At 32.7% G+C, this 24,442-nt stretch carries 15 protein-coding genes and 1 riboswitch; of the genes, 4 read left to right on the top strand and 11 right to left on the bottom strand.

All coding sequences use genetic code 11. From position 1 onward, the window contains the following. Positions 1 to 68: 68 nt before the first annotated feature. The 7 genes from thrA to NJT12_RS20595 all read right to left on the bottom strand — a co-directional run bounded on the left by thrA (position 69) and on the right by NJT12_RS20595 (position 11,029). Positions 69 to 2,483 carry a bifunctional aspartate kinase/homoserine dehydrogenase I gene (thrA, locus tag NJT12_RS20625; RefSeq protein ID WP_271337868.1) on the bottom strand — a complete coding sequence of 805 codons (2,415 nt, stop codon included), beginning with the start codon at positions 2,481 to 2,483 and terminating at the stop codon, positions 69 to 71. 1 nt (position 2,484) lies between these two features. Continuing rightward, positions 2,485 to 3,468 (bottom strand): alpha/beta fold hydrolase, encoded by a 984-nt coding sequence (locus tag NJT12_RS20620; RefSeq protein WP_271337865.1) that lies wholly within the window; start codon positions 3,466 to 3,468, stop codon positions 2,485 to 2,487. Positions 3,469 to 3,546: 78 nt separating this feature from the next. Further along, a riboswitch (SAM riboswitch) is annotated at positions 3,547 to 3,655 on the bottom strand. 188 nt (positions 3,656 to 3,843) lie between these two features. After that, complete coding sequence (locus tag NJT12_RS20615) at positions 3,844 to 4,047, bottom strand: hypothetical protein (protein WP_271337863.1); 204 nt, start codon at positions 4,045 to 4,047, stop codon at positions 3,844 to 3,846. Between the two features lie 611 nt (positions 4,048 to 4,658). Next, positions 4,659 to 5,747 carry a homoserine dehydrogenase family protein gene (locus NJT12_RS20610; RefSeq protein WP_271337861.1) on the bottom strand — a complete coding sequence of 363 codons (1,089 nt, stop codon included), beginning with the start codon at positions 5,745 to 5,747 and terminating at the stop codon, positions 4,659 to 4,661. A gap of 250 nt (positions 5,748 to 5,997) precedes the next feature. Next, positions 5,998 to 7,302: an O-acetylhomoserine aminocarboxypropyltransferase/cysteine synthase family protein gene (locus tag NJT12_RS20605; protein WP_271337860.1), complete on the bottom strand. Its 1,305-nt coding sequence runs from the start codon at positions 7,300 to 7,302 to the stop codon at positions 5,998 to 6,000. Between the two features lie 119 nt (positions 7,303 to 7,421). Next, positions 7,422 to 7,610 (bottom strand): hypothetical protein, encoded by a 189-nt coding sequence (locus tag NJT12_RS20600; protein ID WP_271337859.1) that lies wholly within the window; start codon positions 7,608 to 7,610, stop codon positions 7,422 to 7,424. A 572-nt stretch (positions 7,611 to 8,182) separates the two neighbouring features. After that, positions 8,183 to 11,029, bottom strand: a complete 2,847-nt coding sequence (locus NJT12_RS20595; RefSeq protein ID WP_271337857.1) for a TonB-dependent receptor plug domain-containing protein — start codon at positions 11,027 to 11,029, stop codon at positions 8,183 to 8,185. A gap of 532 nt (positions 11,030 to 11,561) precedes the next feature. Between NJT12_RS20595 and metK the strand changes: the two genes are divergently transcribed. Beyond that, positions 11,562 to 12,812, top strand: a complete 1,251-nt coding sequence (metK, locus tag NJT12_RS20590; protein ID WP_271337855.1) for a methionine adenosyltransferase — start codon at positions 11,562 to 11,564, stop codon at positions 12,810 to 12,812. A gap of 319 nt (positions 12,813 to 13,131) precedes the next feature. On the opposite strand, the gene NJT12_RS20585 is transcribed toward metK, so the two are convergent. Beyond that, complete coding sequence (locus NJT12_RS20585; RefSeq protein ID WP_271337853.1) at positions 13,132 to 14,598, bottom strand: M28 family metallopeptidase; 1,467 nt, start codon at positions 14,596 to 14,598, stop codon at positions 13,132 to 13,134. A gap of 177 nt (positions 14,599 to 14,775) precedes the next feature. Between NJT12_RS20585 and NJT12_RS20580 the strand changes: the two genes are divergently transcribed. Further along, entirely contained in the window at positions 14,776 to 16,554 is a 1,779-nt protein-coding gene (locus tag NJT12_RS20580) for a DUF4153 domain-containing protein (RefSeq protein WP_271337852.1), read from the top strand. 38 nt (positions 16,555 to 16,592) lie between these two features. Here NJT12_RS20580 and NJT12_RS20575 read toward each other — a convergent pair whose 3' ends face one another. The 3 genes from NJT12_RS20575 to NJT12_RS20565 all read right to left on the bottom strand — a co-directional run bounded on the left by NJT12_RS20575 (position 16,593) and on the right by NJT12_RS20565 (position 22,551). Further along, a complete protein-coding gene (locus NJT12_RS20575) occupies positions 16,593 to 18,824 on the bottom strand; it encodes a hypothetical protein (protein WP_271337851.1) in 2,232 nt (743 codons plus the stop codon). Positions 18,825 to 18,916: 92 nt separating this feature from the next. Continuing rightward, positions 18,917 to 21,604: a carboxypeptidase-like regulatory domain-containing protein gene (locus tag NJT12_RS20570; protein WP_271337850.1), complete on the bottom strand. Its 2,688-nt coding sequence runs from the start codon at positions 21,602 to 21,604 to the stop codon at positions 18,917 to 18,919. Positions 21,605 to 21,645: 41 nt separating this feature from the next. Further along, positions 21,646 to 22,551 carry a GLPGLI family protein gene (locus NJT12_RS20565; RefSeq protein WP_271337849.1) on the bottom strand — a complete coding sequence of 302 codons (906 nt, stop codon included), beginning with the start codon at positions 22,549 to 22,551 and terminating at the stop codon, positions 21,646 to 21,648. Between the two features lie 522 nt (positions 22,552 to 23,073). Between NJT12_RS20565 and NJT12_RS20560 the strand changes: the two genes are divergently transcribed. Further along, positions 23,074 to 23,688 (top strand): deoxynucleoside kinase, encoded by a 615-nt coding sequence (locus NJT12_RS20560; protein ID WP_041516522.1) that lies wholly within the window; start codon positions 23,074 to 23,076, stop codon positions 23,686 to 23,688. 155 nt (positions 23,689 to 23,843) lie between these two features. Beyond that, entirely contained in the window at positions 23,844 to 24,347 is a 504-nt protein-coding gene (locus NJT12_RS20555) for a hypothetical protein (RefSeq protein WP_271337845.1), read from the top strand. Positions 24,348 to 24,442: the final 95 nt, after the last annotated feature.

Below are 24,442 nucleotides of genomic sequence, written 5' to 3'. Positions count from 1 at the left end.
AAATGACAAACAATACAGATTATACTCGCTGCAATCTAAAATCTACACTCCATAATCCAAAAATCCTCTTATCCTTTATCTGATAATCTCAAAATATCTCCAAAAACTCCTCTTGCCGTTACTGCAGAACCTGCACCGGCTCCTTGAATTACGACAGGTCTGTCTCCGTAAGATTCTGTATATATTTCGAAGAAAGAATCAGATCCTTTTAATCCGCCTAAAGCCGTATCAGAAGGAACAGAAACTAATTTTACTTCCAGAATTCCTTTATCATTTTGCAAATCACCGGACAATTCGCCAATGTATCTTAATACGTGATTTGGCTTTTGATCTGCTTTTATTTTATCGTAAATCGGATCGAATTCTTTTAGCTTGGTTAAGAAATCGGATACATTTCCTTCACGTAAATGTTCCGGAATTAAATTCTGAATTGATATTTCTTCAAACTCATTTTGCAGATCTAATTCTCTTGCCAGAATCAATAATTTTCTTCCCACATCATTTCCACATAAATCCTCACGCGGGTCTGGTTCTGTATATCCGTTATCAATTGCTTCTTTTAGAATTTCGCTAAACGGAGCATCTTTTGCAGAGAAATTATTGAATAAATAACTTAATGTTCCTGAGAAAACTCCTTTTATTTTTGTGATATTTTCACCCGAAAGGTGTAATAATTTTATGGTATCAATTAATGGTAATCCTGCACCAACATTGGTTTCGTACAAATAATTCTTCTGATTTTCTGCTAAAGATTTTCTCAGTTCTTTATAAAAACCATAGCTTAATGTATTGGCAACTTTGTTAGATGAAATCAAGTCGAAACTACTCTCTATCAAAGGAATATAATTTTCTACGAAAGTCGCGCTTGCTGTGTTATCAATCGCAATTAAATTTTCCAGATGATGTTGATTCGCGTAAGCAATTACGTCATTGATGGTATATTCAAGCCCCTCTTGCTGGATGTCATTTTTCCAATCAGAAGTTACGCCATTTTTGTTTAAAAGTAATTTCTTAGAATTGGCAATAGCAAAAACATTCAGTTTAATGTCTTTCCGTTTTTCGATTGCTGCAGCCGATTCTAAAATTTGATTGATTAAAGTTCCTCCCACTAATCCGTGACCAAAAATAGCAATGTTGATTTTCTTGGAAACTCCAAAAATTTCTCCGTGAATTACGTTTAATGCTTTGTTAAGTTCCGATTTTTTAACCACCAAACTCACGTTTTTACCCGTAACGGTGTTATTAAACAAAATTGGAACTATTTTATTTTTGATTAATGCTGTATATGGTTTGTGGAAAGTGCTCAAATCCTGACCAATAATCGAAATTACCGAAACATTATCTGTTACCGTAATCTGATTTACATCTTTAGAATAAAAGTCGTTTTCGAACTCTTTTTCTAATTCGATCATGGCTGTTGTAGCTTTATCTGTAGCGACAACCAACCCGATTCCTCTTTCTGAAGAACCTTGCGAAATGATGCTTACACTGATATTGTGATCTCCCATTACTTTAAAAATTCTGGCATCAACACCTGATTTTCCAAGTAATCCGCGTCCTTCAAGATTTACCAATGATAAATTCTCTAAAACCGAAAGGGTTTTGATTCCTTCTTTAGCCGAATCTGAAGTGATTAAAGTTCCGCGATTTTCGTGATTGAATGTATTTAAAATACGAAGCGGAATATTTTTTTCTAATAGTGGAATTATCGTTTTAGCGTGCAGAATTGTCGCGCCAAAATTAGCCAATTCGTTTGCTTCATTAAAAGACAAAAATTCGATCTTTTTAGCATCGGCAACTAAATCTGGATTTGCTGTGTAAATTCCGTCAACGTGGGTAAAGTTTTGAAGCTCTTCGGCATTTAAGTAATTGGCGATTAAAGATGCTGTATAATTACTGCCGTTTCTACCTAAAGTTGTAGTATCGTTATTATTGTTTGAACCAATAAAACCGGTTACAATATTTACAGTTTTACCGTTGTGTTCTTTGAAATAGTTGACAACATTTTTCTTAGAAAGCTGTTCTAACGGTTGTGCATCTCCAAATTTCGAATCCGTTTTTAATAATAATCTTGAATCAACAAAATTTGCCGGAATTCCTTTTTCTATTAAAATTGCGGTCAATAATTTAGCCGAAAGCAATTCTCCTTTTGACAAAATCTGATCTTTGATTTTATTGCTGTAATCTCCAATTAAGCTTACGCCTTCAAAAAGTTTTTCTAAAATATTAAATTCTTCAGAAAAATCTACCTGAGGATAATCTGAAATCTGATAGGTTTTGAAATTTTCAAATAATGGTTTGTAATTACCATTTTTAGCGGCAAGCTTCAAAATATAATCTAACTCATCGGTAGCTTTTCCTCGGGCCGAAACGACAACTGCAATTTGTTCTCCTTGATTTACTTTATCAGAAATGATTGAAACTACTTTATTAAGTCCTTCTCCGTTTGATAACGATTTACCTCCAAATTTTAATATTTTCATTTTATTTTTCTATTGTTTCTGCCTTAAAAATATCGGCAAGTAAATGATCTAATTGTTTGTACTCGATTAAAAAAGCGTCATGTCCGTGTACCGAATCTATTTCGCTGTAAAAGACATTGTTTTTGAACTTTTTTAATTCATTATAAGTTTCGCGATTTTCTTTTGGTGTAAAAAACAAATCTGAGTTGATTCCTATAATATGAATCGCTGCATTTGTTCTGGACAATAAAGTCTCGAAATCTTGACTATTTCTGGTAATATCTATGGTTTTAAGCAATTGGTTCATCAGTTTATATGATGCCAATTGATATCTCTTTTGTAATTTTTGTCCGTGATGCGCCAACCAGCTTTCGATATTAAAAATGAGCTGCTCGTTGTTGATTGTACGTTGAAATTTTTCTTTGAATGATTCAGGAGAGCGATAACACAACATGGCATGGATTCTGGCATCTTCTATAGGTTTTGAAGAATTGTTGAGTATTTGCTCTTGTAAGTAACAATTAGCGATCATCCAGTCTGTCGATTTCCAGTCTGTTGCAATTGGAATCAAGTTTTGAGTAATGTTGGGTTCTAATGCAAGAATTTCCCAGGCAATTCCTCCACCAACAGAACCGCCAATAATTGTGTGTAATTGTGCGATATCTAAGGATTCTAATCCTTTTATAAAAATTCGGGCAATATCTCTTGTCGTGAAGTCCTGATAGTTTTCTACTATAAACGAATCGTTTCCGTTTCCGGGAACGTCGAATGCCAATATGGTATATCTCTGGGTATCGATTGTTTTTTCGTCGCCAATCAGGTCATTCCACCAGCCATTTTTACCTGTAACCTCAGAATTTCCGGTCAATGCATGATTGACCAAAACTATAGGCGCGCTATACAATGGCAAACCAGAAAGGGTAAAGCTTAATGGTAATGAATGATATGATGCACCACTTTCTGTGATGAAATCGTGAATTATGATGGGACTTGGTATATTTTCCAATTTCAAATCTTTTTATTATTGATTTGTATGTGGAAATATTAGAAAGAAAGTACTAGAGTGAAACTAGAAAAATTCTTGTTGTTATCTTTCCACGTTTGGGCGTGGTAGAATGCAGCACCTTCTTCGAATTAACGAAGGGTTGCTAAGGATTCATCGGGTCTAATCCCTCGTCCTTTCTTTATAACATTTCAATACGTTTTTGAACTTAAAGGTGCAAATTAACTACTAATTTCTTAAACAAACAAATTTTATCGAAACTGATTCTGCAATTTCTTAAAGATAATTCAAACACAAACTCTTGTACGCAAAAAATTACCGAACTATCAGCCCAGTAAATTTAAGCAGGTATTCCCCTATTTTATGATACTTTTTGATTTAGATAAAAAGTGTTTCATTTTCTTTTGAATACATCAAAAACAATAATGAGTTTGGCTCTTTTTTCTCCGCTGTTTTATCTGCCTCAGTAATTCCGAATCTCGGGTGTACTAATTCATTTGTTGGCGGTGGCGGATTGTTTCTTTTTGCTCTTAAGTTTTTCAATGTAGAAAAAGTCTTTGTTAAGTAGTTTAATGTGCTCATGATATTTAAGTTTACGTTAGTTTATGTTTTATAATCTTTATTATTTGTTTAATTTTTTGTTATGGCAACCAAATGGAATAAAAAAACCCTTTTGGATTTGAATACCAAAAGGGTTTAAGTTTTTTACAACTTATATATACTTTTAGTATCAACAGACGCATACACAAATACGTGCGACGTTAAACATCTTGTTCATCTGTAGGGATTTATTCATCTGTGATTTACTTGCTATTTGAAAAAATTCTTGCATTTTTTTATTTTATTTAACTTCTCGAAACTATTGACTGTTTTTACTTTTATCCTTCTTTTTTTTTAATTAAATAAGAAATAAAGTCATTCAACATTTGTTCCAATCGACATAACAATTCTTCAGAATTGAAAATTTACTTTTGGTAGTTTTGAGGTATTACAAATGTGCGAATATTTTTTCAATTACGCAAGTGAGGATCAGCAAATTAATCTTAAAAAACGTTAAAAATTACCTTTTTAACGTTAAAAAACATCTTACAAATTTAAGATTTAAAAAAATTAACGTAAAAACCTACAAAAAAATATCTAATAATTTTCCTGTTTCATTATATCAAAGAACAACTAACTACTATTAAAACCACTTACGACCAAACTGCTTCTTTATTTTTAATTTTTTCTGCTACTTTCAAAATGTCAGTTATTATCCCTCTTGAAATAGCTTGTTTACATGCCGAAGCGCTTTGAATTGCTATTGGAACATCTGCGTATGATTGTGTGTAAATTTCGAAAATGGTATCTGATCCTTTTAACTGACCAATTGCTGATGTAACCGGTTCTGAAACCAATTTGACTTCCAGCGTGTTTTTCTCGACATCAAATTCTCCCACATATCTTAATACGTGATTGTCTTTTTGGGTTATTTTTGCAATTTTAAATGATTTGTCGATTGCATCTTTGTTCAGTATTCCGTTTTTCTCCAGATGTTCTTCTGTAATAAGAGAGTTGATTTTAATATCCGAAAGATCAAAATCCTTTCCTATTTCCCTGGTCAGAATCAATAGTTTTCTTGCTGTATCATTTCCGGATAAATCTTCCTTAAAAGTAGAACGCATTAATCCGAGTAAACTGGCATCTTTTAGAAGTGACGAAAAAGTAGCTTCTTCATTTGCAAATCTATTAAATACGTAACTTAGATTATCAGAGAAAACACCTCGTATTTTGGTGATTTTCTCTCCGGAATAATACAAATCTCTTAAGGTTTGCAAAACCGGAAATCCTGTATCTACTGATGTCTCGTACAAAAACTCTTTGTCGTATTTTTTAAGATTTACCCTAATTTCTTTATATAAATCAATAGGTAATGTATTGGCTTTTTTATTTACCGCTACAATATTAAATCCGTTTTCGATCAGGGTATTATAATGATGAATTAGCTCGTCGCTTGCCGTTGCATCAACTGCAATTAGATTTTCAAATTCATTTTCTTTGGCAAATTCAATAATATCCTGCACTTTAAACGGAACTGCCAATTCTAAAAAATTGGTTTCCCAAGCATATCCTACGCCTTCTTTCTCGAAAAAAGCTACTGTTGAATTTGTGATTATCGGAAAATGAAAGTCGACATTTTTACTTTCAAGAAAAAACTCCTGACTTTCGATGATTTGATTGATCAAAGTACTTCCGATATTTCCAATTCCAAAAAGGATGATATTTATTTTAAGCTTTGACATAATTTTTAATTTATTGGGGGGTTAATTAAACCATATAAGTGATATAAGTTCATTTTAATTATCAACGTATAATCGTCATCCAATGTTAAACGCACTGCTGTGCGTCTCTACTAATGTGCGCCTCTACTAAAATGAACTCCTATCACTTATATGGTGAAAAAACTTTTATATGGAATGCTTTTTATAAAAAATCACCTCTAGCAGAACTCACGCTACTAAAGGCAATTTTTCAAACAAAAAACAAAAAAACCTAATTTTTATTAACGCTGTATTGCGATTGGACCACGCTTGCGAATGCAGCCTTCAAATCAGCTATTAAATCTTCGATATCTTCTATCCCGACAGAAAGTCGCACCAGATCTTTAGAAACTCCTGTTTCTAGTTGGTCTGCATCTGACAATTGTTGGTGCGTTGTGCTTGCCGGATGAATAATTAATGATTTTGTATCACCAATATTCGCCAAAAGCGAGAATAACTTCGTGCTATCAACCACTTTTTTAGCAGCATCAAAACCACCTTTTAGTCCAAAAGTAATTACACCGCTTTGACCTTTTGGTAAATATTGCTGTGCTAAATCATAATATTTATTAGTTTTTAGACCTGGATAATTTACCCAGACTACCTCATCTTGTTTTTCTAACCAAGAGGCTAAAGCCAAAGCATTTTCGCTATGTTTCTGGATTCTAATTGGTAATGTTTCTAATCCCTGAATAATCTGAAAAGCATTAAAAGGACTTAAAGCTGCGCCAAAATCACGCAAACCTTCGATTCTTGCTTTTGCTATGAAAGCTGCATTTCCTAGAGCTTCATGATATACTAATCCGTGATATCCTGCAGAAGGTTCTGTAAATTCAGGAAATTTTCCGTTAGACCAGTCAAATTTTCCAGCGTCAATAATAGCACCTCCTAATGAAGTTCCGTTTCCTGAAATATATTTGGTCAAGGAATGAATTACGATATCTGCTCCATATTCAATTGGGTTCAATAAATAAGGTGTAGCAACCGTATTGTCTACAATAAAAGGAACTTTGAAGTTTTTGGCTTCTGCCGAAATTCCTTTTAAGTCTAATACATCTAATTTTGGATTCCCTAAAGATTCTACAAAAAAGGCTCTTGTATTTTCTTTAGCAGCTTTTGTAAAGTTTTCCGGTTGAGATGGATCTACAAACGTGGTTGTAATCCCTAAACGAGGTAAAGTTACGTTTAGTAGATTATAAGTTCCTCCGTATAAACTGTTTGAAGCTACAATGTGATCACCCGCTTTTAATAAAGTCAATAAAGCTGTAGAAATTGCTGATGCTCCTGATGCAGTAACAACAGCTCCAATTCCGCCTTCAAGCGCTGCAAGTCGTTGTTCAAGAATGTCGTTTGTTGGATTATTTAATCTCGTATAGATAAATCCGGCTTCGGCAAGACCAAATAAATTAGCAGCGTGATCTGAATCGTTAAAAACATATGACGATGTCTGATAAATTGGCACTGCTCTGGTTCCTGCATTTTTAGTAACATCGTGTCCTGCGTGTAATGCGTTGGTGGCGAATTTTTTTGTACTCATGATTTCTTAGTTTTTTAATGTTGTTAATTCGTTTATATTTTTTTTATAAAAATGTTTCTAAGTTATACAAAAAGATTTTCATCTTCATGCAATTAGTTTTGAAAGAGGATGAATTTGATTTAAACAAAAAACTCTTCTCCTTCTTCTTCAAGATCATACATGTGAAACAATAAGGATTTTTGACTTTTTATAAGTTGCTCTGCATTTATCCTTATAACCTCTCTGGTTATGTCTTCTGATTTATTGTTGTTTTTTTGAGAATCGTTTCTTAATAAATATTCTATTGCTATTGAATTTAATGTTTTCATGATTTTTGATTTAAAAGTGTTGAAATAAAAAAAGCCCTTTCGGATGGCTACCAAAAGGGCTTATAGTTCTAACTATAACAAAGATTTACTCTTTCACTTTTAGCAACAGCGATTTTGGATGCACATTTGCATCATCTCACAACATATCATCATATTATTCGCTATTGTTTTCATTATCATTTTATTTAAATTAATTCTCTTTTTTAAACTCGACTAATTTGATAGAGTAAATATAGAAACTATTTTTAGATCTACCAAATCAAAAAAGAACATTTAACATTATTTTTTTATTAGCCTGCAAATACAGGGAATATCTTAAAAATATTAGTCCACGGATTGTACTGGTTTAAACCGGTTTACGCGGATTTTTTTATTTTTCTCTCCTGACTAAAAAATTTAGCACGCGGATTGAACAGATTTAAACTGATGAATACGGATTATTTTTTTTATTCTCCTTTATCTACTTCTAAAATTAGCCGCTCCCGATAGCTATCGGGATAAAAGATTAAAAGGATTAAAAAATCTGTGCAAATCCGTTTGATCCGTACAATCCGTGGGCAAATCTTTTACTTTTAGAATTTGAAACTTAATCTGGCAAAACCAAATCTTCCGTTTAATCCAAATTGTGATACTGCTCTTGAATAAGCAAACTGATTTGCATTCGTTAAATCTGTACTTGGTGCAGGAGACAATGTTGGGGTTGTATTGGTAAATGCAGGAGTTGCAGGATTATTTCTATCCGGATAAACGTCTCCTATATTATTAAATCCAAGTGTGAATCTGAACTTTTCGTTGATTTGATATCCGAAAGATAAATCTGTAACTATTTTTGAACTGTATTCAGGATGTTCGTAAACTGAAGATGATCCGTCTAAATTTACATCTGTTGCTCCCGGATCAGTAACTTTTCCAAAATAACTGTTTCTTAAATAAATATCCAGTTTTTTAATATTGAAAGTGGTCATTAAATTTGCTTTCAATTTAGGAATTGCTTCTTCTAAATAAATTCTGCTTGATTCCGGGAAAAACGAATATACATAAGGATCTCCACCTGCATCAATAATAGATTGAGGTACATTTAGCTTACCTACTCTTTTTGTAGTGTTATAACTTAATGCAAAATCGTTTCTGATGGTAAAATCCTGGATTACATTGTATTTTTGAGAAATTACCACATCTATACCTTTTGTTTCAGAATCAATTCCGTTGGTCCAGAACGAAGCTCTTTCTACTCCTTTTAAATCAAATGCTTGTTGAAACAATGTCAATGCATCTTTTTGCTGTGGCGTTGTTGCCGCATTTATCTGCGCATCTGTTGGCCTTGCATATTGCCCTGTTAACACAACTCGATCATTGATTCTTGTAAAATACGCATCTGTTGCAATGGTAATATTTGCTGCAGGAATTTTGAATGTAAATCCTGTACTGATGCTTTTAGATTTTTCAGGTTTCAGACTTTCAACTCCTATACTTTTTGCTGCCTGAGAATCATTTGTAAAATAACCTACCTGATAAGGTGAACCATTTATGAACTGGGTTGAACTCGCTTCAAAATATTTTTGCTGTAATGATGGTGCTCTAAATCCTGTTTGTCCGGAAATTCTCCAATTGATATTATCGTTTAATTTTAAAAGAGAGGCTAGTTTAAAGATCACCGTACTTCCAAAATCAGAATAATTCTCATAACGAACTGCTCCGTTCAAAAGCCAGTTTTTCGTCGCATTTAATTCTAAATCAAGATAAGCAGCGCCACTTTTTCTGTCTTTTTCTTTAGCATCTGTTGGTTGAAACCCGGAAAAACCCTGTGCTCCTGCTCCACGTTTGTTTCCAAAAAAGTCTGTAACTATTAATGGTGAATTACTTGGCAGAATTCCTGAAACCAAATTTCCGTTTATATCATATAATCCATAAGAAGCTTCTTCTCCTGCTTTAATTTGATAGTTTTCATATCTGAATTCTCCACCAAAAGCAACGTTTAGTCCTTCTAAAACATCTAACTTTTTACTGAAATCAAGATTGGTTGTACTTTGTAAAAATGAAACTTTTCCGGCATCAAAACTTGTAGCCGAATTAGCTCCTAAAGTAGCATTAATAGTATTGTTCACATCATATTGAAAAGAGTTTGTTCCCAGGTTTGTACTAAGATCAGTATCAAAACCAAATAATTCTGTTGTTACTCCAACTGCAGAAGATGCATCTAAAATATTAGATTGTATTTCTGGCAGGAATCCGTTTTGATACACTTGCGTAAAAGTTCCTGAACCATTAGGAAGTCTGTTGAATGCATACGATTTACCATTTCTATACGAAACTCCACCAAAAGAGTACAAAGATGTAATATCACTTATAGGATATTTAGCGTTATAGTACAATTGTCCTGAAGCCAATTCTGACTGACCTACACTCATATTATAATCGCTTCTTTCCTGACCTCTATAAGCAATCTCGTTATTGGTTACATCAAAGTTCAAAGCTGTCTGCATTTGGGCTAGTGTTCCGGCAGATGAAATTGCAGTTTGCTGTGCCGGTGTAAAATAACCTACCTGCGGTGCATATTGCTTTAATGAAGTAAGAATTTGTGCTGAGTTTGGCGTGTTATTGATATTACTAAACAATGAATTAATAGCTACACCATTTTGGGCTGCTCTATTCTCTACAGCATTGTAAGCATTAAAAATACCATTATTTCTAATTCCCGCTCTGCTTGTTGCTTGTCTGGTTACGGCACTTCCGGTAACATTCAGGAAACTTCCTGCTTTACCTAATGATGTACCGTAGTTTAAATCTACTTGTAAATTCTGTCCATCAGATCCGCCTTTAAAATTGTTAGACCCTGAAGATAAATTCGATCCATATTGAATACCTCCCGAAATAAAATTAGCATCTTTTTTTAATACAATATTGATAACTCCCGCAATGGCGTCTGAACCATATTGAGCTGCTGCACCATCACGCAATACCTCGATTCTTTCGATAGCGAATGATGGGATTGCATTTAAATCTGTTCCAACAGATCCTCTTCCCGGAGATCCGTTAATATTTACTAATGCACTTGAATGTCTTCTTTTTCCGTTTACCAAAATCAAAACCTGATCCGGTCCTAAACCTCTTAATTGTGCCGGATCGACGTGATCTGTAGCATCTGCTGTAGAAGTCGCGTTACTGGTAAAAGAAGGTGCGACATAATTTAAGATCTGAGTAACGCTTGTTTGCGGCGAACCTTTTGTAATCTCTGAGATATTAAAAACATCTACAGGAACAGGAACATCAGTTTTTACCCGGTTTTTACTTCTGGATCCTACTATCGTTATTTCAGACAGTTCATTGTTCTTTAAAGTATCTTGCTCTTTTTTATTATTCTGAGCATAGATTCCAGAAAATGTTAAAAGACCCAATGCTAATAGTACATTTTTTTTCATTTGGTTTTCTTTGATTAATTACTATTTAAAGTTAAGAAGTTATTTACAATTTGGTACTTTTTGAAATAAAAAAAAGCCCCTGCAGTTGGCAGAGGCTCTATATGTATTTTTGAAATAAAACTACAATATCGTCTCTGCGGAAGGCTCCGGCATCTTACAAGACATATTGCAAACTGTTGATTTCATCTTTTCTATTATTTTGATGGGGCAAATTTGCAAACTATTTTTTAATCGACCAAACAAAAACAGAAATAATTTCTATTACCCTATCAAAATAGTATGTTATGTTAAATTTCTACTTATAAAATCAAAAAAATCAAAACTTTAATTTGCAAATCAAAATGGTTTTATACCTTTGCACCCTAATACAGAGGAAAAATTTGAACTGATTGCAACCTCTTCATAATGAAATGGTTCGTTATGAATACTGAAAGTTTTTAATTTCGGTAGTAAAAAATGCTAAAGCAGACATTCTCCTTTAGCCCTTTTTAGCAATTTTTTTCCTCACTTAATTTTAATTTAATAAATTATTATGGCTTATTTATTTACGTCAGAATCTGTTAGTGAAGGGCATCCAGACAAAGTTGCAGATCAAATTTCGGATGCATTAATTGATAACTTTTTGGCATTTGATGCTGACTCAAAAGTAGCTTGTGAAACTCTTGTTACTACAGGTCAGGTAATTTTAGCTGGTGAAGTAAAATCGAATACCTATCTTGATGTTCAGCAAATTGCTCGTGACGTAATCCGTAAAATTGGATATACTAAGAGTGAATATATGTTTGAAGCAAATTCTTGTGGGATTCTTTCTGCAATTCATGAGCAATCTGCAGATATTAATCAAGGTGTTGACAGAGCTAAGCCAGAGGAGCAAGGTGCAGGAGATCAGGGAATGATGTTTGGTTACGCAACTAACGAGACTGAAAACTACATGCCATTGGCACTTGATTTATCTCATAGTTTATTGCAGGAATTAGCAATCTTAAGACGTGAGAATAAAGAAATCACTTATTTACGTCCTGATGCAAAATCGCAGGTAACTTTAGAATATAGCGACGATAACAAACCAACTCGTATTGATGCGATTGTAATCTCGACTCAACACGATGATTTTGATGAAGAGGCTACAATGCTTGCTAAAATCAAAAAGGATATTATCGATATTTTGATTCCAAGAATCATTGCTAAAAATCCAAGTCACGCGCATTTATTCAATGATAAAATAAACTACCATATTAACCCAACAGGAAAATTCGTTATTGGAGGACCTCACGGCGATACTGGTTTGACAGGAAGAAAAATCATTGTGGATACTTACGGTGGAAAAGGTGCTCACGGTGGTGGTGCATTCTCTGGAAAAGATCCAAGTAAAGTAGACAGAAGTGCTGCTTATGCTACACGTCATATCGCTAAAAACTTGGTTGCAGCTGGTGTTGCTGACGAGATTTTAGTACAGGTTTCTTACGCAATTGGAGTTGCTCAACCAATGGGAATCTTCATTGATACTTACGGAACTTCTAAAGTAAACTTGACTAATGGCGAAATTGCTAAAAAAGTAGAAGCTATCTTTGATATGCGTCCTTACTTTATTGAGCAACGCTTGAAATTAAGAAATCCTATTTATAGCGAAACTGCTGCTTATGGACATATGGGACGTACGCCGGAAGTGGTAACTAAAACTTTTTCTGCTCCGGGAGGAAATGTAAAAACTGTTACTGTTGAGTTATTTACATGGGAAAAACTTGATTTCGTAGACAAAGTAAAAGCTGAATTTGGATTGTAAATATAGATTATTAGACTAACTTAGATTGTTAGATTTTTTGACAAACTAGTTACTCTTAAACATAAAAAAGAGGCTGTCTATTTATTTGGACAGCCTCTTTTATTTAGTAGATTTTGCAATATTCTGTGTGTTTATTTGAACACGGATGAAACGGATTTACTTCGTAAAGACGCGGATAAAAACGGATTTTATTTATATCCTGCTTAAAGTAGAAAATAAAGAAAGAAAAAAATCTGTTTTTATCTGCGTTTTCGCGGTAGCGAATCCGTTTCATCCGCGTCTAAATTTCAATCCAAATATAATATAATCTGTAAATCCTTTATCGCTCTAATTGTACATTTGGTAATGTTTTAGGACGATTGGCATCGTTAGATAAAATCCAGCCTGTACGGTAGATCCATTCAGTCATTTTATGCAATTTTACGAAATCAATATTTTCAGATTCATCCATTGGCGTATGGTATTGACTGTGTAAAACACTGGTATAAAAAACAGCCGGAATTCCTCTTTTTGCATATGGCAAGTGATCTGAACGGAAATAAAAATATTCCGGATGCTCTGGTCTGTCCCAAAGTTTATCTAAATCGAATTTAGGGCCTTCATCATTTGCTCTTTTGGCAATAGCCACTAAATCTGAAGAGTTTTCATGAGGTGAACTGGAACCCAGTAAAGCAGCCTGATTTACATTATTTCTACCAATCATATCACCGTTTAGTACCGCAATAATATCCTTTTCGGGAACTGTAGGATGCGACGCATACCATCTTGACCCTAACAATCCGCGCTCCTCTGAACCATGAAATACAAATAAGGCAGATCTTTTTCCGGGTTGTTTCTTGTAAGCTCTTGCAATGGCTAACATTGCTACACAAGTACTTGCATTATCATCGGCTCCGTTATAAATAGAATCCTGCCCGTATTTTTGTCTCACACCATCATGATCCTGATGTCCGCTAAAAAGAACATATTCGTTTTTTAATTTAGCATCAGTTCCATCTATCTTACCTACAACATTTACTGAAGGATATTTATAGGTTTCAGAAATTACCTCTGTTGATAAAAGATCTTTCGTAGTTTTAAGATATGCTAATTGATCGTTGTGTAGCCAAAAAACCGGCATTGTAGCACCAATTTTATCGCGAACACCTTCGATTCCGTAAATACCTCTTGTCATTTGTGGTTCAACCTGAGACCAGCTTTCCTCTCCTAATTGGTCTGCTACCATAATCATTGCTACAGCGCCTTTTTTGACTACAACATCATAATATTTATTTCGTACAAGACCCGGATAACGTCTGTCAAAAAGCGAAATATCATCTGCAATTCCTTCTTTAGAAGCTAATATGACTACTGCTTTTCCTTTGATATCTGCTTTTTCGATTTCTTCTTTTGTTGCTGCTCCTAGATATACTAATGGCGCATCAACTTTTATGTTTGTCGTTTCTGCTACCAGAACATCTTTCCACAGTTTATATTCTTTTTGCCCAATTTTGAATTTTGTATTTGGAGTTACCTGATGCCTGTACAAATCAAAAAACTGAAAATAAGTTCCATCATCACCCGCTGGAGCCATTCCTGCTTCTTTTGCTTTATTTGCCAGCCACATCGAGACCTTTAATTCATCTAAAGTTCCTGCTTCACGACCATTAAAATGATCACCGGCCATTTGATACATATCCGTTCTCAGGTCTTTATCTGTAATTGCTGAAACTAGCGGTTTTTTAATTGCTTGCGAAAAAGCTACTCCTCCACAGGCAATCAAAACGAGAATCATTTTATTTTTCATACGTTTTAATTTAATAACCCAAACTTAGTAATTTATAGAGAAAAAAAGCCTGTTTGCATTTGAAATAGTACTGAAATGTAAATTTGACAAAATGATGGTCTCCTTTTTTTTGTATCATTATTTTATTTGGTTATCCCTTGCAATTTAGTTTACTTTATACAAAATAACTGATAAAAAATGGGCAGACTTCCTTCGTTACAAAATGTTCTAAGTGCAACACTAAAAACAGTTCTTAGATTTCCGTTAGAAACTATAACTGTGATTTTGGGTACTATTCTGGCAATAATTCTTAACGAGAAAGAATATAATGATCCTAATAGAGAGCTTTATCAAAAAGCAATAATGAGCTGTTCTTTATGTTTGGTCTTATTTCTTTCTGTCAGTTTATTTTTTTTAGCTTCAAAAAAGGGCATTCTTTTACGTTTCATAACCAGTTTAGTTCTTGGCAGTTTTATCGTTCTTTTTATTTTTACTTTTCATGAATACATTACAGAAATTGAAATACAACAATTTTTAGTTCTTAATATTGCTCTGCATTTGTTGGTTTCATTTGCGGGTTTCTTACCAAGGAAATATAATCAGGATGAATTCTGGGAGTTCAATAAACAGCTTTTTCTTCGAATTTTAACGGCAGCATTGTACAGCATTGTACTTTATTCGGGTTTGGCATTGGCTATATTAGCCGTTGATAAGCTGTTTAAGGTTGAATTCTATGATCATATTTACTTTCACATCTTTTTTGTCATTGCCGGCATTTTTAATACCATTTTCTTTTTAAGCGGAGTTCCGGAAACCAATAATAACGAGGTTCCGTTGGTTTTAAATTATCCAAAAGGGCTTAAAAACTTTACTCAATATGTTTTGTTGCCTTTGATAAGCCTTTATCTGGTGATTTTAATCTGTTATGAAGTTAAAATTCTTGTTACGCTTTCCTTGCCTGTTGGTTGGGTTTCGTATCTTGTTTTGGTGTTTGCTATTTTTGGGATTCTTTCCTTTTTATTGGTTCATCCTATTGCGACTGAAACCAATAATCTTTGGATGCGAACCTTCAATCGTTGGTTTTACTTTCTATTGATTCCACTACTTGGATTACTTTTTTGGGCAATTTTATACAGAATCAATCTTTACGGATTTACTCATGAACGTTATTATGTTCTCTTGTTATCGATATGGCTTTCTATTGTTGTAGGATATTTTTTAATTCAAAAGAATCCTAAAATTAAGTTTATTCCAATAAGTATGTGTCTGGCCGGATTGTTTTCGATTGCTGGCCCGCAAAGTGCGAATTCTATCTCAAAACACAGCCAGTTATCCCGATTTGAAGCTTATGTGCAAAATTCAAATCATAAAAAACTAACTTTCGAACAAGAACAGGATTTAAGCAGTATTGTTTCTTTTCTCCAAAATAATTATGGTGTAGAAATTATGGTTCCTTATGCGAAAACCAAGTTAGAAGCGCTGATTAAAAAAGACAAGTCTCCCAGTGATTATAAAATAATGGAAGCTTTGGGTTATAATTACAAAACATCCTATGATAGACCAGAAAAATATAAAAACGAATTTTACTACTATTATTATGAAAATGACCAAAACACTATAGAAAACATTCACGGATATGATATGGCATTTACGCTGTCTTTTTATGATAAAAATTTTGAATGCAAAGATTGTGTAAAGATTGAAAATAAGAGCTATTCGATTAAAGCTACCGTTGAAGATTACGGTATCAAGCTACAGATTAATCAAGATAGTATTCCGCTGGAAATTAGTAATTTTGTGAATAAAAATTCTGATTTTGATCAAAACAACAATCTAAATAAAAAAATAACTCAGGAACTTGAAACCCCTAAGTATAAAATTTTGATCACTTATCTGAATGCCAATGGCAAAATTAAAAACAATAAAAGAGTATTAAACAGTTACAATATAAAGCTTCTGGTAAAAATTAAGAACTAAAAAGAAAGCCTTTGAACTACTTCAAAGGCTTTCTCATTTTAATAGGTTCCGTTTTGCATTTTGCTTAACGTCTCTTTTATTTCTGTTGCTGTTTCTTCTTCTACATAATCAGTTAAATACTTAACCGCGAGAGTTTGTGTTTCGATTGCTTTTTGTTTTTGCCCATCTTTATAATACAACTGAGCCAGAGTATCTAAGTAATAAGGATTATTTTTCGTTACTACCAGACTATATTCAGACCAGATAATTGCTGATTTTATAAAAGCGGTATTTCCGGGTTTTGAAACTACGGTCCATGCGGCGGAATTGGCCAAATTAGAATGATATTCTTTGAAGTAATTCCAACTAGAGTAACCTGAATTTTCATCTAACAAAGTAAACAATTCATCTAATCGTACAATAGGATTTACTCTATCTGTTGTTAAGTAACTATCAAAATAAGTACTGAATTCTTTTAAGTAGGTGGTGTTAGATCCATCTTTATCTTCCAATTCTGCGAGATAGATAAAGTAATTCTGGTAACAGTCAAAGTTTCCTTTCCCGAGGGCAATTAATTTTTTATAAATTGAAATTGTTTTGTTTTGATTTTTATTTTTGCTTCCTGAAATGTCATTTTGTTCAACATCTTTATTTTGCTGTAATGCTGCCGCAATTTCAGTATTCAGGCTTTCTATTGAATGTGTTTCACCTTCTTTACTATTAAATGCTAAACGTTGAGCATCGATAGCATCATAATGTTTGATCAGATAGTCTATCGCCAGATAATCAGTATCATTTAAAACTTTATCATCTTTAATAAACTGTTTCGAGAATCCCTGATTTTTAATTTCTTTCAAAATTGTTTCTACCAAATACATATTTGGTTTAGCATCTTTTTGATGTGCTTCTATTAGTTTCTTCCAGATTTGAGCAACTTCTTTTTTATCTACAGTAGTATTTACAAACTTAAATTCGATAGGTTTATCATCCGTTAAAGTATAATCTGTATCATAATCATACGGAATTTCCAGAACAGAAATTTTATTAAAAGCCTGAATTAAATCACTATCCGTTGCTTTTTTATTTTTCACTATTTTATTAAAAGCCAATAAGCCATCTGTTCTTTGCAATTTTCTATAAAGGGCATCGTAATAATTAAACTGATACTGTTTCCCGCTTAAATTAGTTTTTACGGTTGCTAAAACTTCTCCATTATTATTCAGAATAATCAAGCATGGAGTATCTGTAATTTTATTTGTCTTGAGCCATTTTTTATCATCGGCTGTCGCCAGATAAAAATTATACAAATCATATTCAGGATTGTACTCATCATACATTGCATAGGAAATCTGCGTTTCCTGATCCTTAATAAAAGCATCAAAGTCAGTTTTTGCCGAAGCATTTTTACTATCAAGTTCCACTACCAAAAATTTAGTTTTAGCAGTTTTATTGGATGAAATAGCACTTTTTAAATTGTTTTCGATTTTTAATTTAAAATCATATGTTGCTACAGAAGTAGTATCAGCTACGACGACGGTAGAATCAACTGCTGTCCCAAAATCGTCACTAACCAAAGGTTCTTTTCCAGGATAAGTCCAATTGGTAATTGTTTTATTTTCTAAAGCAATTACTTTTGAAACTTTTTCAGGCTGAACATCCTTTGCATTACGAAAAATCAATGGGGTTGGTACTGATTGTTCTAAGATCATTAAATCCTTTGTTTTTTGATCATAAAAACCGGTAATATTCAAATCAGCTGTAGCATCTAAATTATATTGGATTGTAACTTCTGAAACATCTTTTGGTAAAGCAAATTTCGAAACTTTGCTGTCTCCTCCATATAGTTCATAAATTAAATACAAGTAATCAGCACGATCAATTTCAAAATCTACATCTATTTTGTCATAATTAGGATTAACTCTGGCTCCTATGTCAGCTAATCTTTCATACTGAATTGGATCTGATTTTTTTTGTGTCCCTATATAAAAAGAATTGTAGTTAGGATTTACGAATTTTACCTTAATTTTCTTTGCCTTTTTATCATTTTTAAAGGTAAGATCAAACATATTCTCTGCTTTTACGCTTGGAGTAAATAATAATGAATCTCCTTTTATCTCATAATCGCCGGAGTAAAAAACCAATTCGTATTTATTATTATCTAATAAATTCAATTTGATTTTTTGGCTTTGGCCTGTAGACAAATAAGATCCTTTTTCAATATTTATTGTTTGAGAAAAAGCGCTGGATATTAAACAAAAGAACGCTAAGAAACTCCATATAAAATTACGCATAACTATTATTTTAGTTGTTACTAATTAGCGCAAAGGTATTTCTTTCTTATTTAAAAAAGCACCAAAAGATACAAAAATTTGTAACCAAAATACTATAAATTATATTTCATCGAAAACATGATGTAGCGAGGCTGCACAGTATATTGTGAAACCCTTGTAGAAAACTGAGAGAAGCTGTCATCATTGAGATATTTTGTATTGAGTAAGTTAGTTGCCGCTATTTTATACTCCCATTTGCTGTTCTTTTTCTGATAGATTAAACTGGCACTTAAAAAATCATATTCGTTATCGACTGTTTTATTGCCATTGTAATAATGATAGAATTCATACTCTGAAACAAACGAAAAGCTTTCCAGAAAATAATAATCCAATCTCGCAAAGGGTTTATCTGTATAATAAGTAGAGCCGCTATATTTATTAATAAGCGCATTATAACCAAACTCGATATTGGGAAAGTTTTTATAGTTTGTTGAAGCTTTTACGGTATAACTTTGACTAAAACTTTCTGTTGTTGCCAATACATCATTTTGGATATTATTGAATTTTGACCAATTGAAAGTTGCATTTACGGAAGCTTTGTAATTCTTTAAAAAAGAACGTCCGTAATTTCCCATTCCTGAAAAAGTTTCATCGGCTAAATTAGAATTATAAGGTGATGATGATTGATTAATTCCTTCGAAATCAGCTTTGGTTTTAATGGCGTCTACTTTTTTGGTATACGTTGCATTGGCAAAAATGTTCTCAAAATTGAACATATTATATTTAAAATAACGTAACGAATGTACTTGCGACGTAGCGTTTTCCAAGAAACGATTTCCGCGGAACAAACTACTGTAATCTGACAAAACATAACCCGAAGCCAATTGATTGATATCTGTAAAATCATTTGACAATGAGAAATTATACGTGAGTGTTTCTGATTTTTTAATTTGATACAAAGCAAAAAAATCAGGTAATACTTTCATGAAATTCTGCGAATAATCAGTTCCTAATTGTGTGTTTTTCATTGTATATGAATGCACGCTAACTCCGGGAGTTAAGGTAAATTTTCCGGATAAAATCTTGTAATGAAAACCCATAAAAACATCATTAAAATCGTAGTTGACTTTATTATTGTTTTCAGGATCATTCAAATCATTTTTATCTCCATTATCCAGCATCTGAAAAATATGAGAGTTAAAATCCTGATACGAATATGTGTTTCCTAACGTAATATTGATATTGCTTTTTGGCGTTACCATGTAGTAATAATCTAGCTTGGCATCTACTTTATTGGTTTTTACAAATCGATCCTGATTAAGATCGTTCCTGTTTTGCCCTGAAGTATAACCTGAAAGATCAAAAGGTTGTGTTTTTAGATTGGCATTGTAAAATGGATTTTCTTCCTGATACAAATGTTGCATTTCAAAAGCAAAAATATTCTTGTCACTTTGTGTATAATACAAACTCAAATTTTGATTGATAGATGTAGGATCTTGCTTTTTATTGGTTAAAATTGTTTCTAAAGCAGATACATTATTCACAACAGATTCACGCAACAGATCAGTATCTTCATTTTGTCTGGATATCTTCGTCAAAATATCATAATCAAACTGAAATTTGTCATTTGGCTTATAAGTCGAACTTAATTTAAACAGTCCCAGATTATTTTTTTGATGTGTTTCTTCCTCCCTTTTTTGCTCATCTCCAGAGTCTAAAATGGTAGTTTGAGATTTTGTTTCCAAGTCTGTTTTTGAAGTCGACAATATTCCGAAACCGCTAATATTCCATTTTTTAGTAACGGAATAAGCAAAATTTGTTGCTCCAAATTTTGTTTCAATTTCTTTTGCGCGATTGTTTCTCAATATCGAAATTCCTAAATCATTTGAGGAAACATTAAAATTACTTCCGCCTTTTTTCATAAGGTTTTTAAACCCTCCTGTAAACTTAAAATAATCCTGCGCTGTTAAAGGTAATTCACCAATATTATTAAAATTAGTGATTAGATTAATGCTGTATTTTGGACTGTAATAAAACAGTTTTGGATTAATAATATACCTGCTGTCAAGTTCTCCAACTCCAGTTCCGGCAGTCACATCACCAAACCAAAAATTCTTTTTACCTTCTTTCAGTTTAATATTCATCGCCACATTATCCTGATCATTTTCCAATCCTTTTAAAGCCTTAACTTCGTTATAATTTCTTAAAACCTGAATTTTATCAATGGCATCTGCAGGAATATTTTTAACACCAAGTTTCGTGTCTCCGTCAAAAAAATCTTTTCCCTCAACCATTAATTTGGTAACTTTTTTACCTTCAACTTCAATTTCTCCGTCAGCATTTACCTCAACTCCCGGCAGTTTTTTCAATACATCTTCGAGCTTTTTTTCTGTTCCTGATTTAAACGAATCAGCATTATATACAATGGTATCCCCTTTTATAGAAACAGGCATTTCTCGTACAATCTCAACGCCTTGAAGTTCAATTCCGGCATCATCCATAACAATGTTCTGAACAATATTTGCACTTTGAGTTACAACTGAAATCTCTTTCGATTTCATTCCCAGATAACTGACTTTTATTGAATAAGATGTATTAGGCTTTAATGTAAGTTGAAATTTTCCTTTGTCATTGGTAATCCCGTAAGAATCCATTGCTTTTGTAGTAATGTTTACAGCCATAATGTTGGCCATTTCTAAGGGATTTTTTTGCTCATCCTGAATAAAACCATCAAAACGGACACTTTGAGAAAAACATATAGAAGTAAACAAAAAGGCGAGTATAAAAAGAGACTTGTTCATTAAAAAAATGATTTAGGATAAAATAATTTTAGACTGAAGTTTTATCTTCCCATCATTGGAGGGGCACTTAGTGTACGACCACGATTCGTTTCTCTAAATTCTTCCATCTTTTTGATCACTGTTTCGTCATAATCTTTCTGAGAAATTACTTTTCCTCTTTTAGATGGTTTTATTTCCACTTTTTCTTTAGCATTCAAAACTATCTTTGAACACAAAATAGTAGTTCTCCCATCATTTACTTCGAGAATTAAACCCGGCAATCCCCAATAATTCTCAGGTCCCTGATTTACGGGAATTTCTGGTGTATACCAAGCAGTAATAGTTACTTCTTTTGGCATTTCGAAATTATCCTCAAAGTTGGTTTTCGTTACTCCCGAAGTTTTCTTTACATCCTCTTTTTTCTCTTCCGGTTTTTTATCATCGTTGTTTTTAGGTCTGAAGTTTCTAAAATCAGTTTTGCTGGCTTCTTTAACGGCCGTTGCTTTATAACAGGTATAACCACCAATTTGTTTGGTTTCAGATTCCATTTTCCAATTCAACTTTGGCAAAGAATCTACTACCAGAAATTCTTTCCCCATAAATTCTTTATCAACAGTATAGGATTTGTTTTTTACATCTTTATAAAAAGTTCCGCCACCGCCCATAAATGAGTTCATCATCACACGCATTCCACCTCCTTGTTGTCCCGGATTTTCTAACCTTTCTTCTTCTTTATAGATCGAAGCCGATTTGTCAAAATTCAGGATAAATGTTTTTTCCAGCATTTTTTTCATTCGCTCTTCCATACTCTTTTGCATTTCTGGCGTGATATCACGAGGACCACGCATACCATCCAACTTTGGCGGTTGTGTTTTGGATTCATAAACTGCCATTCCCTGAAAATCTTTCTGAGCCTGCATTTGAGTAAATACAAGCATCATGAACATATAATAGATTGTTTTTTTCATTACATTTTTTTTTAATTTGGATAAATCCCATAATACCTACACTCAAATGTATTGTTTATTTTAAAATACAAAAAATTAAATATATCAACACCTCTAAGACATAGACAAAATCAGCTATTAATTAGACCATTACATCAAAATAAGGTTTATAGATTACATCTCGATTATTGAAGTAATTCTTATTGCAGTTTTTCCTATTTTGGCTCTAAAATGATCTGGATCTCATAAATAAACTGTGCATGTTCTTCTATCTCTTCTATATTATTGTGTGTTTTTTTTTAGAAAGCAATTACTTTACGGAAGGTGTCTGATTTTAATTCAATTGAAATAACTAACAATCAATCAACATTTTCCCAGCAAAGCTAATTTGTTGTATTTTAAAGACATTACGGCTAGAAATTGAAGCAGATTTTCTGAAATTGAAATTTTAAAAAAATCGTTTAACAAATTCTGCTGCAAACACCAAATTTTATCTATTTTTACAGATTAAGAAATAACAAATTATAAAATCGTAACACGGTAATGCACATAGCAATAGCAGGAAATATAGGAGCAGGCAAAACAACTTTAACTAAATTATTAGCCAAACATTTCAAATGGGAACCTCATTATGAAGATGTAGTTGATAATCCGTATTTGGATGATTTTTACCACCAAATGGAACGTTGGTCGTTTAATTTGCAAATTTATTTCTTGAACAGTCGTTTCCGTCAGGTATTACAAATTCGCGAAAGCGGTAAGAAAATCATTCAGGACAGAACGATTTATGAAGATGCGTATATTTTTGCTCCCAACTTATATTCGATGGGATTAATGACCAGCCGTGATTTCGAAAATTATACTTCTCTTTTTGAATTAATGGAATCATTGGTAAAAGCTCCCGATTTATTGATTTATTTAAGAAGCTCGATTCCTAATCTTGTCGGACAAATTCACAAACGCGGACGTGATTACGAAAACTCCATTTCTATCGATTATTTAAGTCGTCTGAACGAAAGATATGAAGCCTGGGTACAAACTTATACTAAAGGAAAATTATTAATTATCGATGTTGACAATATCAATTTTGTGGATAATCCTGAAGATTTAGGAAATATCATTAATAGAATCGATGCTGAATTGAATGGATTGTTTTAGAAAACAAAAATTTTACAGACTTATAGAATAAAAAATGCCTCTAAATTTAGAGGCATTTTTAGTTACATAACTTTATAGCTTGTCTAATACTTTGATCAAACATATTGTTTTAAAGAAAAAGATTACATTTGATGCGAATTTAATTTTGAAGTCAGATGACGATTACAACTCAGCCTTTATCAGATAATGAAAAAAAACTACTCCGAAGAGCATTTAAGATTCGTTTGATTTTTTCGATTTTACTTATTTCCCCAGTATTGTTCTTTATTATTGATTATGTTACTTCTCCATATTATGATTTTGAGCTATCATTTTTTCCTATCGCGTTAATTAGCCTAATCTGTTTTTTAGTATTTAAATATGTAATACCATTTTACAGAAGATCATACAAAAATCTTAAAGAGGTAAATAAATTGATCATATCCACATTTGTTACCAATATAGAATCAGGATGGATTTACAATGGATCACGCCAATATGTAATACAAACCGAATATAGAAGGATTGATCCTTGGTCATTAACGATTCTTGACAATAACCCTATTTTTATATTTTCAGAAGTTTATGTCGGGATGCCTATCGAAATTCATTGCCTGGAGAATAATAAAACAGATATACTTAGAATTAAAAAAATTGTAATAACAAAAGAGGTTGTCTGAAAAGACGACCTCTTTCTTTTATTATACTAGTAGATTTACAGAGTGTTTCTTGAAAAATGTAAATTTGGGCTAAAATGGTCTTCTATAAACTTTTC

This window comes from Flavobacterium azizsancarii, assembly GCF_027980145.1.
In the GTDB taxonomy this organism is placed as follows: domain Bacteria; phylum Bacteroidota; class Bacteroidia; order Flavobacteriales; family Flavobacteriaceae; genus Flavobacterium; species Flavobacterium azizsancarii.
This window is presented reverse-complemented; position numbering and strand designations above follow the sequence as displayed.

What these genes read in the sequence shown, in the direction of transcription:
- thrA (WP_271337868.1), bottom strand. Translation starts at nt 2,483, where the DNA reads ATGAAAATATTAAAATTTGGAGGTAAATCGTTATCAAACGGAGAAGGA.
- NJT12_RS20615 (WP_271337863.1), bottom strand. Translation starts at nt 4,047, where the DNA reads ATGAGCACATTAAACTACTTAACAAAGACTTTTTCTACATTGAAAAAC.
- NJT12_RS20610 (WP_271337861.1), bottom strand. Translation starts at nt 5,747, where the DNA reads ATGTCAAAGCTTAAAATAAATATCATCCTTTTTGGAATTGGAAATATC.
- NJT12_RS20605 (WP_271337860.1), bottom strand. Translation starts at nt 7,302, where the DNA reads ATGAGTACAAAAAAATTCGCCACCAACGCATTACACGCAGGACACGAT.
- NJT12_RS20600 (WP_271337859.1), bottom strand. Translation starts at nt 7,610, where the DNA reads ATGAAAACATTAAATTCAATAGCAATAGAATATTTATTAAGAAACGAT.
- NJT12_RS20595 (WP_271337857.1), bottom strand. Translation starts at nt 11,029, where the DNA reads ATGAAAAAAAATGTACTATTAGCATTGGGTCTTTTAACATTTTCTGGA.
- metK (WP_271337855.1), top strand. Translation starts at nt 11,562, where the DNA reads ATGGCTTATTTATTTACGTCAGAATCTGTTAGTGAAGGGCATCCAGAC.
- NJT12_RS20585 (WP_271337853.1), bottom strand. Translation starts at nt 14,598, where the DNA reads ATGAAAAATAAAATGATTCTCGTTTTGATTGCCTGTGGAGGAGTAGCT.
- NJT12_RS20580 (WP_271337852.1), top strand. Translation starts at nt 14,776, where the DNA reads ATGGGCAGACTTCCTTCGTTACAAAATGTTCTAAGTGCAACACTAAAA.
- NJT12_RS20575 (WP_271337851.1), bottom strand. Translation starts at nt 18,824, where the DNA reads ATGCGTAATTTTATATGGAGTTTCTTAGCGTTCTTTTGTTTAATATCC.
- NJT12_RS20570 (WP_271337850.1), bottom strand. Translation starts at nt 21,604, where the DNA reads ATGAACAAGTCTCTTTTTATACTCGCCTTTTTGTTTACTTCTATATGT.
- NJT12_RS20565 (WP_271337849.1), bottom strand. Translation starts at nt 22,551, where the DNA reads ATGAAAAAAACAATCTATTATATGTTCATGATGCTTGTATTTACTCAA.
- NJT12_RS20560 (WP_041516522.1), top strand. Translation starts at nt 23,074, where the DNA reads ATGCACATAGCAATAGCAGGAAATATAGGAGCAGGCAAAACAACTTTA.
- NJT12_RS20555 (WP_271337845.1), top strand. Translation starts at nt 23,844, where the DNA reads ATGACGATTACAACTCAGCCTTTATCAGATAATGAAAAAAAACTACTC.